The 13,832-nt window shown below is 45.9% G+C and carries 9 protein-coding genes, 3 tRNA genes and 1 pseudogene; 8 read left to right on the forward strand and 5 right to left on the reverse strand.

Going from position 1 to position 13,832, the window contains the following annotated elements:
• Positions 1-35 precede the first annotated feature (35 nt).
• The gene (locus PGR10_RS07475) at positions 36-275 is read left to right on the forward strand and encodes a histidine kinase (protein ID WP_213316851.1); all 240 of its coding nucleotides are present in this window, start codon (positions 36-38) and stop codon (positions 273-275) included.
• A 128-nt stretch (positions 276-403) separates the two neighbouring features.
• On the forward strand, positions 404-1,858 hold the full coding sequence (locus PGR10_RS07480; protein ID WP_015365878.1) for an AMP nucleosidase: 1,455 nt from the start codon (positions 404-406) through the stop codon (positions 1,856-1,858).
• A 92-nt stretch (positions 1,859-1,950) separates the two neighbouring features.
• Here PGR10_RS07480 and PGR10_RS07485 read toward each other — a convergent pair.
• The 3 genes from PGR10_RS07485 to PGR10_RS07495 form a co-directional block, all read right to left on the reverse strand.
• Positions 1,951-2,026 (reverse strand) — tRNA-Asn (locus PGR10_RS07485).
• A gap of 123 nt (positions 2,027-2,149) precedes the next feature.
• Positions 2,150-3,589, reverse strand: coding sequence for an EmmdR/YeeO family multidrug/toxin efflux MATE transporter (locus PGR10_RS07490; protein WP_183269053.1), 1,440 nt, complete (start codon positions 3,587-3,589; stop codon positions 2,150-2,152).
• 95 nt (positions 3,590-3,684) lie between these two features.
• On the reverse strand, positions 3,685-3,777 hold the full coding sequence (locus PGR10_RS07495; protein ID WP_373431808.1) for a DUF5951 family protein: 93 nt from the start codon (positions 3,775-3,777) through the stop codon (positions 3,685-3,687).
• Positions 3,778-3,782: 5 nt separating this feature from the next.
• Here PGR10_RS07495 and PGR10_RS07500 point away from each other — a divergent pair.
• The 4 genes and pseudogenes from PGR10_RS07500 to PGR10_RS07515 form a co-directional block, all read left to right on the forward strand.
• Positions 3,783-3,858 (forward strand) — tRNA-Asn (locus PGR10_RS07500).
• A gap of 259 nt (positions 3,859-4,117) precedes the next feature.
• Entirely contained in the window at positions 4,118-4,759 is a 642-nt protein-coding gene (locus PGR10_RS07505; protein WP_430923268.1) for a hypothetical protein, read from the forward strand.
• Between the two features lie 274 nt (positions 4,760-5,033).
• Positions 5,034-5,109 (forward strand) — tRNA-Asn (locus PGR10_RS07510).
• Positions 5,110-5,270: 161 nt separating this feature from the next.
• A pseudogene (locus PGR10_RS07515) lies at positions 5,271-5,933 on the forward strand (tyrosine-type recombinase/integrase); the annotation flags it as partial.
• Between the two features lie 330 nt (positions 5,934-6,263).
• On the opposite strand, the gene PGR10_RS07520 reads toward PGR10_RS07515, so the two are convergent.
• A complete protein-coding gene (locus PGR10_RS07520; RefSeq protein ID WP_430923269.1) occupies positions 6,264-6,596 on the reverse strand; it encodes a type II toxin-antitoxin system PemK/MazF family toxin in 333 nt (110 codons plus the stop codon).
• Positions 6,597-6,854 carry an AbrB/MazE/SpoVT family DNA-binding domain-containing protein gene (locus tag PGR10_RS07525; RefSeq protein ID WP_105279008.1) on the reverse strand — a complete coding sequence of 86 codons (258 nt, stop codon included), beginning with the start codon at positions 6,852-6,854 and terminating at the stop codon, positions 6,597-6,599.
• Between the two features lie 611 nt (positions 6,855-7,465).
• On the opposite strand from PGR10_RS07525, the gene PGR10_RS07530 reads away from it, so the two are divergent.
• Together PGR10_RS07530 and PGR10_RS07535 are read left to right on the forward strand one after the other, a co-directional pair.
• On the forward strand, positions 7,466-11,365 hold the full coding sequence (locus PGR10_RS07530; RefSeq protein ID WP_430923270.1) for a hypothetical protein: 3,900 nt from the start codon (positions 7,466-7,468) through the stop codon (positions 11,363-11,365).
• A gap of 4 nt (positions 11,366-11,369) precedes the next feature.
• A complete protein-coding gene (locus PGR10_RS07535) occupies positions 11,370-13,829 on the forward strand; it encodes a hypothetical protein (RefSeq protein WP_430923271.1) in 2,460 nt (819 codons plus the stop codon).
• Positions 13,830-13,832: the final 3 nt, after the last annotated feature.

Raw genomic sequence — 13,832 nt, forward strand, 5'->3', positions numbered from 1 at the left:
TTATCATTCTGAGTGTAACAAGCCTGGGTGAAAACATGGAGTGGTGGGTCAAGAAAGTACGGAAAAATTCCTCTACAGCAACAACTTGCGTGGTTCTACAGAGTGGCCAGATCGTGGTAATTGCTGAAATCGAAAGCCGATGCAGACTACAGGAAGGCGATAAGCTAACGCCTGGTCCTAATGCACTTTATTACATCAACAATAACGACGCGGCGACATTAAGAGTGGTAAGCGCAAGTAATTTTAGCGCCGAACGCTGGGCACAGACTGCCTGATCCTGGGTGGCTAAGCTTTTATTATCAACGAGTTTGAATATTTATCCGGGACAGTAATTTTCCTTCGCCATTTTCACGCTGTAGCATACTATCGACAGTATCAGCAGACCTGAAACAAGGAGCGAATGATGAACCAGAAGGCCGTCAGTCTGACCCCGGAGCAGGCGCTTTCCCAGTTGGAAGCGCAGTATGAAAGAGCGGTTAACGCGTTGCGTAAGGCCATTGGCGAGTACATTCACCACAATATTCTTCCTGATGAAATAGCCCGTGCTGAAGGCTTATTCGTCTATCCTCAATTGTCTGTCTCGTGGGATGGCGCCGAGCACAAAGCCTTAAAAACCCGAGCCTGGGGGCGATTCACCCATGCAGGCTGCTACACCACCACCATTACCAATCCAAAACTCTTTCGCGCTTATCTGCTGGAGCAATTAACTCTGCTGTATCAGGATTACGGCGCGCATATTAGCGTCGGCAATTCGCAGCACGAAATTCCCTTCCCTTACGTGATTGATGGCTCTGCGCTGACGCTGGATCGCTCGATGAGCGCCGGATTAACGCGTTATTTTCCGACCACCGAACTGTCGCAAATTGGCGATGAAACCGCCGATGGTCTGTTCCACGCCACCGAGTATTATCCGCTGTCGCATTTTGACGCCCGCCGCGTCGATTTTTCGCTGGCACGCCTGAAGCACTACACCGGCACGCCGGTTGAGCACTTCCAGCCGTATGTCTTGTTTACCAACTACACCCGTTACGTCGATGAATTCGTCAGTTGGGGCTGTAGCCAGATCCTCGATCCGGATAGCCCGTACATTGCCCTCTCCTGTGCGGGCGGAATTTGGATCACCGCCGACACGGAGGCACCGGAAGAGGCGATTTCCGATCTGGCATGGAAAAAACACCAGATGCCGGCCTGGCACCTAATCACTAACGACGGTCAGGGCATTACATTGATCAACATCGGCGTCGGCCCGGCCAATGCCAAAAATATTTGCGATCATCTCGCGGTGCTGCGCCCTGACGTCTGGCTGATGATTGGCCACTGCGGCGGTCTGCGTGAGAGCCAGTCGATAGGCGACTATGTACTGGCGCATGCCTATTTACGTGACGACCACGTACTGGATGCGGTGCTGCCGCCGGATATTCCCATCCCGAGTATCGCCGAAGTGCAGCGCGCGCTGTATGACGCCACTAAACAGGTTAGCGGCATGCCGGGGGAAGAGGTCAAACAACGTCTGCGTACCGGTACGGTGGTGACCACCGATGATCGCAACTGGGAATTGCGTTATTCCGCCTCGGCGCTGCGCTTTAACCTCAGCCGGGCGGTAGCCATAGATATGGAAAGCGCCACCATCGCCGCGCAGGGCTACCGTTTCCGCGTACCTTACGGCACGCTGCTGTGCGTCTCCGATAAGCCGCTGCATGGCGAGATTAAGCTACCGGGACAAGCAAACCGCTTCTATGAAGGGGCGATTTCCGAGCATCTGCAGATAGGGATCCGCGCCATCGATCTGCTGCGCGCCGAGGGCGACCACATGCACTCCCGCAAGCTACGTACCTTCAACGAACCACCGTTCCGTTAATCCCGGGCAAGCCCTGCGCGCTATTTGCGTAGGGCAAAATTGTACGGATACAGAAAAGCAAAAAGCCTGCTCGAAAGCAGGCTTTTTAAATTTGGCTCCTCTGACTGGACTCGAACCAGTGACATACGGATTAACAGTCCGCCGTTCTACCGACTGAACTACAGAGGAATCGTGTGAACGGGGCGAATACTAACGACCACGCTCAGCCATGTCAAAGATGTTTTTAATAATAACGACCGTTTGCCGATTTATTCCTCACTTCGACTAAAAAGTAACACTTTTTCAGGATATTCATGACTTTTCTTCCAGCCGCGCCTTTAATCGCGGGTACTTCCACAGCCAACGGCCGGTGATCATCCGGCGATAGAACAACAGGCCGCGCACCGCCCAGTCAAGCACCATACCCAGCCAGACACCGATGACGCCCATGCCCAGCATGATCCCCAGCGTATAGCCAGCAACCACCCGGCATCCCCACATACCCAGCATCGAAACCCACATGGTGTAACGCACGTCGCGTGCGCCTTTAAAGGCACAGGGCAAGGTCCAGGAAAGCGACCAAATTGGCATAAACAGGGCATTGAGCCACAATAACTCTTTAACCACCACTTTTACGTCTTCTTCGCTGGTGTAGAACGAAGCGATCAGGCCTGCGAACGGTGCGGTGCCCCAGGCAATAAGCGTCAGGATAATAGTCGACAACCAGAACACGAACCAGGCCTGACGTTCCGCCTGGCCGACCTGCCCTTTCCCCAGTCGTTTTCCGGTAATAATAGTTGAGGCCGAACCCAACGCGTTACCCGGCAGGTTAATTAACGAAGCCACCGAGAAGGCAATAAAGTTCCCGGCGATGACGTTGGTCCCCATCCCGGCAACAAACATCTGCGTCAGCAGCTTGCCGCCATTAAACAGTACCGATTCGATGCTCGCCGGGATGCCAATGCCCATCACCTCCCAGATAATGGCAAAGTTAAACGGCTTAAAGTAGCTCTTCAGCGAAATGCGCAGCGCCGGGTTAAAGCCTGTCATCAGAACCCAGATGGTTGCCAATGCGCCAATATAGCGGGCAATAGTCAGCCCCAGCCCGGCGCCGACAAAGCCAAGCCCCGGCCAGGAGAAGAGGCCGTAAATCAGGATACTGCTGATAATAATATTGAGAATATTCATCCCACCGTTAATTAACAGCGGGATTTTGGTGGTCCCCGCGCCGCGAAGCGCGCCGCTACCAATTAAGGCAATCGCCGCCGCCGGATAGCTCAGCACTGTCAGCTCAAGATAGGTTAGGGCCAGTGCCTTAACCTGAACCGTGGCGTCGCCGGCAACGATATCGATAATCTGCTCACCAAAGGCGTGAATAATCGCCGCCAGCACGATCGAGAACAAGGTCATGATCGCCAGCGATTGACGCGCGGCCGCCCTCGCCCGCTTTCTATCGCGCTTACCGAGGCTGAAGGCCACCACCACGGTGGTGCCCAGGTCAATCGCGGCAAAAAACGACATAATGACCATATTAAAGCTATCGGCTAAGCCCACCCCGGCCATCGCTTCTTTACCGAGCCAGCTAACAAGGAAAGTACTCAGAACCCCCATCAACAACACGCAGGCATTTTCCAACAGGATCGGTACGGCAAGGGGACTAATTTCACGCCAGTAGAGCACCCGATAGCTCTTGCGTTTTTTAAACCAGGACGTGCGCGCTACGGCCTGGCGTACTGCTGAAGTGACGTTCAAGGGAGACCTTAGTGAGAAGAGTTGAAACAACATTTCAAATGATGATTGAGAACTGCTAATCCTGCAAAGTATTTTTCCTGGTAATTTGTTGGCAATTACGACAAATTGTCGATAGATGCAGCAAGCGGCTCGCCACAACTGAATTGATATTTGACAAAAATTTTTTCGCCGCTAAGATACCATTCCACACGATTCCTCTGTAGTTCAGTCGGTAGAACGGCGGACTGTTAATCCGTATGTCACTGGTTCGAGTCCAGTCAGAGGAGCCAGTTTTAAGAAAAGCAGACGTTCAGCGACGTCTGCTTTTTTGCTTTCTACCCTCTTCTGTTCGTTCGCGTCTTCCACAGACATCAAACATAACGACAAAACCTGTTGAGCAAAGTCGAAATGAATATTGCCTGGTGCGTTTACGCGCCAACAGGAATAGCAAGGTTTACTGTCTTCGTGGTAGCATAGAATCAAGTTAGTCTGAAATATTTAGATGCTTTGAGAAAATATTGTTAACACATACATACCAGGATTAAATACATGGATAGATCATTATTATTTTTTTATTGCCTGGCTGGATTTTTCCTGACTTATTTCTTATTCAAATTAGCAAAAGACAAATATAAATTACAAAGCTTAATGTTTATCTTTTCGCTCATAATAAGTTTAGTTATCGCATCTTCCTTTTCGGCTTTATCAACAGGACTATGGTTTTTAGTAGTAATAGCATCGACATTTACCCTTTTATTTTTATCCGGGATGTTCATGGCGCTACTAAAACAGTTTGTAATGCGCCGATACATTCTGCGTTGTGTTGATAATTTGAAACGGCTATCTGCTACCGAAATGGTTGAATCTTTAATTAACAACCATAACAAAACACAGTGGTACGTTTTATATTTCCCTATAGACGGCGCCATGGAAATTGGCGTTAATTTATTCGGCGACAATCCTATTATTGGCAAAAGATTATACATTAGAACCATGACAAACCGCCAAATGTACTTTATTCCTGAAGATATCTCCGGCACTATAGATTTACAATCTAATATAGCTTGTACGTTATATGAATTTTATACCCTCACCCCGCAAACCAAGAGTTTAATTGAAGATTATTTGACCAAAATTAAAAATGGTCATTTGCAGCCCTGGCTGCTAAATGCAGAACCCGATGAAAAATAATCCATTCACTTCTAAAGTTACACCTGCGTTGTAAACAGGTGTAACCGGATGACGATTGTACATTCACCGTTCAAATGACTCTTTGCAGCAACCACTGAAGGCAGAGTTTTTCGGATCTGCTAGTGCCCCCCTCGCCTTTTTATTGCTTAAATTTTCGCTTCAGTGCTGAAAAAACCTCTACTACTGATGATTTTACCAGCGAACAATCGCAAATGGCGCAATCTCCTTTGACATCCCGTTACTCACTCGCTAACATGCGCCCCGTTCACACGATTCCTCTGTAGTTCAGTCGGTAGAACGGCGGACTGTTAATCCGTATGTCACTGGTTCGAGTCCAGTCAGAGGAGCCAAATTCCGATTCTTACGCTTCCTTATGAGTACTTATTCGATTGTTATTCAATAAGTTAGCGTAAAAATCTTTCCCGATGCGTTTTCAGTTTTCCCTCCGCATCCGGTTAATTTGGTGGTCAGATTTGGGGTCAGGTTGGTTCGATTCTGGAGTGACCCCCAAATGTCTTTAAACGATTCAAAAATCCGTAACTTAAAGTCCCCTTCCAAACCCGTAAAATTGTCTGATTCACACGGTTTGTATCTTCTGGTTAATCCCGGCGGCTCACGTATCTGGTATCTCAAATATCGCTTCAATGGCAAAGAGTCCCGCGTCAGTCTGAGCGCGTATCCACTGGTTTCTCTCGCTGAGGCCCGCCAACAGCGCGACGGTATCCGTAAACTGCTGGCACAGAATATCAATCCAGCACAACAACGCATGACTGAAAAAGCCGCCGCATCACCGGAAAAATGCTTTGAGGCCGTTGCGGTGGCATGGCATAAAACCAACAAAAAGTGGTCGGCTGACTATGCAGAGCGCATCCTTGCCAGTATGAAAAACCATATCTTTCCGGCAATTGGTCACATGCCCGTCACACTGCTGAAAACGCAACATTTCACGGCGTTACTGAAAGTTATCGAGGATAAAGGCTTTCTGGAAGTCGCGTCCCGTACCCGGCAGCAACTCTGCAACATCATGCGTTACGCCGTTCAGCAGGGACTGACCGAAAACAACCCGGCGCTGCATCTGGAAGGCGTCACCGCGCCGCCGGTAAAAAATCATTATCCTGCCCTGCCACTGGAACAATTACCTGAACTGCTCCGGCGTATTGATGACTATCAGCAGATACAGACTGGCCGGATTACTTCGGCGTGAAAGAACATTCACCAGCAGGCTGGTGCAGTTAAAAGGATAAGCGTGAAATTTGACCTCTGTCGCAGTCAACTGCGAGCCGGCGTTTGCGGAGGTATTCACCGGTAGGGGCTGCCATCCTGAGTTCCTCAGGCGCTTCTTTCAGGCCATGAAGCTTTCTGTGCAGGAGAGAGTTTAATTCAGGGGCGACTGCGCGGGAAGAAGAAACTGTTTTTATCTGCAAAAGGGTTTTCAATCAATTGTCGATATAAAAAAGAGAGCGCCATATGTGACAGCGCCCTCGTTCAAGTTACATAAAAAATATCAGCTCAGAATGGCTTCCAGTCGGGCCAGAACTTCATTCACTACAGTGTCAGGTATACGTTCCAGACGCTTACCATTCCGGGCACCCATATCAATCGTTCTGGGCTGGTCGCAGCGAATAACGCCCGTTGTTTTGGTTCCCACCCCGTCCAGAGAGACGGTAAAACCGGCTGCGCGGGCAAAGTTTCCGCCGCTGGTGACGGGAACAACAATGGGTAGCCGGGTGAACTTATTAAATGATGCCGGAGAAACGATAAGTACCGGACGTTTTCCGCTTTGTTCATGTCCGGCTGTAGGATCCAGTGAGATGAGCCAGATTTCCCCTCTGTCCATTTACAGGATCTCCTTGCCCACCGCAGGCGCATCAATCCATTCCCGATCCTCGTCGCTCATTTCGGCGTGCGGATCGCACTGTGCCAGCAGTTCCTCAAGCGAATAACGAGGCCGTTTCTGGGGTTCAATAATCAGGCAGCCATTATCAATGGTCATTCCCACCTCGCTGTCTGTCGACAGAGCCAGCGTTTTCAACACGGCGGGAGGAACCGCCAGCATGACGGATCCGCCAACCTTTTTCAGGCGAGTGGTATACATAGAGCACCTCCGGATATTATATTTTAATATAACATCAATGGCTGGCGGAGCGCAATTTTTAGTCAGATTCATTATGGTTTCCTTAGTGTGGCTAAGCGTAAAGGAGGCCTTATTCCGTCCTAAGACAGATCCGGCAGTTTTCAAAGGCTGCATTACCGGTAAAACGGCGACCATCCTGATACATCAGGCGCTTCTTCCAGGTCATGAAGCATTTTGTGCAGGCGGGAGCTTAGTTCGTGGTAAGAAAGCCGATAATAGAAAACTGTTTTTGCGGTTCAAAGGTTTATGGCGGATCAGATAAACGAAATGCGGCGCAGCTTCCGACACGGACCTTCTTCGGAGAAGTATCAGCGATAGCGCAAAGGCCAAATTAGTTCAGATGTGACACCCGGCAATTAGGCAAGAGAAAAAAGGACGAACACGCGTTTACAGAGAACATATGACCTAAAGTAACAATATGGCATCAAGACTAATCATAACGTTACAAAATATATCATGCTCATTGATTTATAAAGAAAAATTAACCACAACTATTGCAATGTCATCCGAGCGGCGTAACATAAATTGTTGAAATATTAGTCGTCGAAAAGTCGAGATAGATGAGGTGATATGTGAATCCCCCTTTACTGCGTTCCTATAATGCCGTTATCGAACATACGTTATCCCAAGCAAAAAAATCCAGAACAACGAAACACATTGCCGGTTTTTGTCAGTTACAGGGGCCCACGGGCAGTGGAAAAACTAGCGCTCTCTACCGTTCTGGCTTCGCCGATAACGTCCCTCCGGCGTTGGAGACAATAAAAAAATCAGGCTCTCAGGCCATACTGGTTACCCATCGCTGGAATATACTCCACGACATTTACGAAAAAACAGGTTCACATGAAGACAGCAATGGAAAACCATTTAACGTTAGTGTGCTTTATGCGCAGGATGAACAAATTGTTTCTGCAATCGAGGTTACGCCACTACCTCATGAGAAAGATATTTCCGCAGATTCACTCCCTGATCCCTTTAATTCCATCAACGAACTTGAGGGAAAAAACTTATTTGTCGACCCAGATATTGCAGACAAACTGCGTAAGAATTGCAGGAATATCCTATATATCAATAAATTATTGAAAGGATACCCGGCACATTTACGTACAGCTATCGCCAGTGAAAAAGAGGCGTTAATAAAATCATGTGCGGCAGTTGAGATATCGTTAATTCAAAATATCAAATTGCTGAAAAAAGAAGCCAGGAAGCAAAAAGAAAAATATGGTGAAGAACATGAACTCTTGCAGGCCGCCAAGCAACGAGTTGATGACTTCCGTCGTCATGCCTGGGTCAGACGCATTCTGCCCGCCATCGCCTGGCGCGACGAAAAACAACACCTGCTGATTATGACAACCCAAAAGCTCGTTTCATCATTTTACGATGGGCGGCGCAAAGTACGAATGTCCAGCAAAGAGCTGCGCAATTATGTCATTTTTATTGATGAATTTGATTATCAGGCTGAGGTACTACAGGAATATCTGGCGCAAGCTCAATGGGTTCAGGAACCGCCTGAATGCTTGGGGCAGTTACTCGAGGGGGGACGCAGATTACTGCAACGAATGCAGTATGTTGAAACAGCACCTGCACCGATGATCCGTGAACGTCTTGGGACATTTCTTAACGAACTGGATGACGCCTTAAAAGGAAAAAAAATTGATTTAACACATGCCAGATCGCTAGTAATTCCTCTGCAAAGATATCTGGATAATAAACCCTTCGGTGAACATTATTTATTTCGCTCCGATCAACTGGTAACCAGTGAGCGCCTTATCATGCGACAGGCTGAACATGGCTACGAAATTATCAGACCAGATTCCTCATTTCAGGATAACGATCAGGCTATCGACATCAGTGATTTTTTGCGCCTGATGGAAAAGTTTATTCGAAAGTTCAGTCTGATGTTAACGGACCTGACAGCCAGCGAAGATGAAACGTATGAATACATCAAAAAGTTAACCCGACTTCTGTTCGACCCGGTTAATGACTACAGACCGTCATATTATGGTTCAACCCTGCCAAATATGTCTCGGTTTTTGTTACCACGTACCGATCTGCCTGAACTGCGGGAACTAAGAAAAAGTAATATTTTGCCCAATACACATGCCAGTATTTTTGGGTTAACTAACTGGTTGCTGAAACAAAATGTTGTGGATACCGATATCGATCCATTACGAATACAGATCAAGCGTGCGTTCTTGCCAACAACAGCAGAAGGTTTACTACTGTCACTAGCCAGCCGTAATCTCGTTTTTGCACTGTCGGCCACATCATATATTGAAAGAGCCTGCAACCACTTTGATGTCCGGTGGATAAACTCAGCCTTACGCTATATTGCAGAAGCACGTAACCCTACAGTTACGAAAAGCTTTCTCGGAACTACTTTTGAAAGCCGACCTGATTCCTGGTTTAAAGAACCGATGCCCTACGTTCAGACCGATGATGACCTTCAGTTACAAAATACCGCGATTGAAGAAATCAATAGCAGCAAGGAAAGCATCAGAAAGACACAACTGAATACTGAGATCCATGATTTTAATAGAACAAAGAACAGCCCGCATTCAGCCGATCTTCTCGCTTCTCTGCCCCCCGATTTTTTCCAGAATGATGATGAACCTTCAACAGATTTCGAATCAGAGTATCGCCAGAATATTCTACTTAAACTGCTTGATGTGCTGGATCTAGCAGGAAAAAGGCCTCAGCACCGAGGGCATCTGGCTTTTGTTAATTCCATATCTTATTTAAGAAAATGGCTAACCGCTGCAATAGCGACACAAAGTAGAGATTGCCTCACATGGTTAAAGCTGGATCCGCCTTTATCCGACAATCTTCTGCTAAAGAATTTTACTGATGTATTTATCCCGTTGACTATACATAACGAGCCCGCACTAATCTGTCTGTTAACCGCAGAATGTCAGAAAAAAAAGGGCTTCAGTGATGCCTATCAGGCTGCATTTGCTTCCCGACGTATTGTTATTGTGCTGACACAAACTGCCTCTGCCACCAACGGTATAAATCTGGATTTCAGCCTGCCTGAATCCGGCAAAAATATGGATTTGACCTGTTTATATTTACTGGAATCACGGCATTTTTACTTTTCCGCTTTCCAGACCAGTGCAGATAGCAATGATGATATGGCACATGCAGGCTTCCAGTTACGCAATCTGGAAAAACTACTACGAGCAGGGGAAATTTCACGTAAACAGCATCAGCGCTTCATCCTGCCACTGATGTTGAACAGGAAGAACGAAATCTCCCGGTTAAACGGAGAGTATAAGAAAACCAGCGATTATATAAAAAATACGGCAGCCAATGTTCAACAGCAGGTTGGTCGTATTGAGAGAGCCTGGTGCGAAGTACCCAACGCTGAGATTCACCTTGATGCTGAACTAGCAAAAGACCTGTCCCGCTTTGCTTCATTACCTATCTATACATCAAATCGTCGACAGCTTTCGGCACTCAATCGTCAATTACTGGATACACTTCGGGAGCGTGATGAACTGACACAGAATAATTTCTTCAGCCAGCTCATGACGCCGACACAGCCGGGAAAACTAGCAGTGGATTATATCGATCAGCGACTAGTTCCGGCTATTCGGTTGTTACGGGAACAGTCAACACCAAGAGATGACATCCCATTACTCTGGCGACAACTCGGTAAAGCAGTACTTCAACATGATTTAGCCTGGAAACCGGGAAAAAACGTTTTCGACATTGATCTTGAATTATATAAATGGGCTTGCTTTGAAAAACCGAAATTAGCTAATACTGACGGCAAAATCTGGTACTCCCCACAGACATGGCAGTTTTTTGACAAAACAGCAGAAGGGCTGCGCCAATACAACCCTCAGAAACTGTATCAGTATATCCAACGTCATCCTGTCATTACTGACTGGTTCAACCGTAAGGGTTACAGAACGTCTATTATGCCCTTCGCGAACGATTTGGAAGAGCGTTACGCATTCCATCCACTAGTTATACAACGCCTACTGATGGGACGTCTGGGAGAAGAAGCTATCCGGGCACTTCTTTATTCAGAGAGCATCATTACCACCAGCCAAGTGAGCAATCACCGGCTTTTTGAGCAGTATGATTTCAGCATAAAAAATTCTGATTATCGTGTGGATGCTAAGTTTTGGAGACAAGATACTCTCGATAAGGCAGATGAAGAATATCAACAATGGTTGTCATCTGGCGCAAATCAAGAGCATACCCCTCTGGGTCTGAGTAAAAAACTGGCACAAATTCGCGCTATCGAGGGTAATAAAACCAAATTGGTTATCGCCAACTTTGTTGCTCCACATGCTGATAGTCAATTACTGGGTTTCTCTCACCAATTAACCCCTGTTCAAAATCCTTATGAGGCGGACATTCTGATTCTCGGCGGATGCGTGACCCCAGACACCATTTCAGTGGAAACACCCGGATTCGGGCAACTCAAAAAAATTATCAATCAAAACATTATGGAAAGAGCATAAAATCATGGCGAAACGTAATGACGAAATAATCCGTTCTCTCCCTCTTTCACACATGATTTACCGGGACAACGAGATCGATCGGGAGAAAGCTGAAAAACTAGTTGTCTATCATTATCCGTTAAGTAAAAACTATCGCTGGAATGAATGGCAAAGCCGAATTGATGATGAGTTAGGCAGTCGTTATTATCCTTATTTGATGAAATCTCATAAGGATCAATTTGGACTATACGTTGCTTTGGACTCAGAGCAAGACAAGCCACCAATAATAAAAAATGGTGATGGGATTATTGTTGAGCCAACGCGTGTCCATTACGAGGCTATGCTGAATCCAGTATGGATCCGACTTATCATGCGTAAAGTCTCCGCCTTTGGTTCACATTGCAAAGGTAGCCATACACTAGGATGCCCATTACTACAGACTGACGTCTGGAAAAGTAAGAATAGTTGCGGTATCAATGCAATTAGTCTGGACTGTCGCACTCAACAAAGAAGAGATAAAAATATCACTGAGGTTATATTATTTCATAAAAATGTTCCACTACGTCCAGTCGATATAAAAGACGAATTATTTAATATTCATCAACCATTATGGATTTATGATAAAAATAATGTTCTTGCCCGCTGGAAAGCGGAAAAAAAGACAAAACCTAAATCTCAAATTTACCGGGAAGTAACCAAAAATAAAGATAAACGCAAGCTACGCCCTTTTCTCGACCTTTCGTCTTCAACCTCACTCAAAAATAGCTGGCCTTGGATCCTTCAACCCGTTCAAAATGAATTTATTGAGCAAGCAAGAAAATTTGGCTTCGGATTATCTCCAGTAGTACTTAAGTTACGCCCTTTACCGCTTAAAACAAAATTCAAAACAGCTGACAAGGCTAAATTCCCAAGTGTACAGCTTGACCAAGAGATAAAGGTTCTTGATCTACGTTTTTCGAAAAATGTATCCCCACAATACATTGTTAATAACATTCAGTCCCTGCTGAATGAAAAATATCCTGATGCACACATGTCATTACTACCTGATATAGAACCGGATCAGATTGTGAACATAGAAATTGATGGATCACAGTGTCTACTTGTTTTGCTGGATCAGACTCCGGGTATCATTGACGATCGCTATCCATTAACACAAATATTAAGAACAAAAGCTGCCTGCCAGCATATTAATGTTAATCCTTTTGATCTCACAGTCGACCCAATTACTGATAACTTACTAATAGAACAGTCTACCCCTGACGGTGACACGAGGCTTATTCCTGCCACAGATTCTCGTTACTATGATTATAGTATCAGTGATTTTGAGAAAAAAGCGGTTCAAGAATCTTTGGCACGTAATGTTGAAATTGTATATAAAGAATTAGCACTGAAGCATTTGCTGCTATGCAATGAGACCAAAATTAGTGTGACGCTTCCGCAGCAGAAGGCTCTACTCACTAGCAGTCTCGCTGTAATCACTAATGGCTGTTTGTTTACTGTTAAACAAGACCGCCCAATAATATTACCTTTCCACCCAGCTATGCCAGATGCTGTTTCGGCCTGTGATAATATACTCTGCTCATTTGATACCTCTGTAACAGCACTACTCGCTTTGCTTAACGAAAAGTGGCCTTACCATTATCGCCCCCAAGATATTACACAAGGGATTTGGAATGAAGCAGAGAAGTTGACCCGATTTATTAATCGGTTGACGGTGATAATTCACAAAACTGAAGAAGTGACTATCCTCCTTCAGGATCCACAATATGGAGCACCTCATATGCTTCCGGAGAAATTAAACGATTTAATGACTATTCTGGATTCTCAACGGCAACAACTCCCTCTTAATAAATGGTTATTACCTGAAATGGATGAACTAATGTTTCATATTGACCAACTTACTGAAGAAGGTGAATTATCCGATACAAATAAAAATACGTTACTTCGTGAACTAGAGTTGTTGTGTGACCTATGGAAATGTGCTTTAAGAAAATATTACTCCGACAATAAATTCAATGTCACTTATGATGTTTTAAAAAATTATGTTTTTTCCCAATGGCCTGAAAAGAAAAATGCGCTTATGGTGGAAGTCGCTAAAAAATCAGTAAAAAGAGCCAGTACATCATTAATAGCATCATGGAATAAATTATTATCTCGTGTCTTCGATTTACCTTTAGGCGATCCTCGCAACTGGCTCAAGAACGTACCAGGTATTACACGACTCTGGCATGATCCAGAGCAAAATTACGTCATTGTTGGCAGTCTTTCCTCCCCTCAACCTATTATTCAACGTCAACCCAGTATTCGCCAATGGCATGCATTGCAGGGTGAACTTAATTCCGAACTTCTTGCCGGACTAGTTGATGTTGATTGGGTCAGAATGAATCAACTAGCGGGCAATCCCTGTGTGGCTACGCTTGTGCGTCGATGGAAGGAATGTCAGGTTCAGCTGGATGATGTGCGTGATGTATCACTGACAGAGTAAAGT

The organism is Klebsiella sp. 141198, assembly GCF_050600785.1.
Classification (GTDB): Bacteria; Pseudomonadota; Gammaproteobacteria; order Enterobacterales; family Enterobacteriaceae; genus Klebsiella; species Klebsiella aerogenes.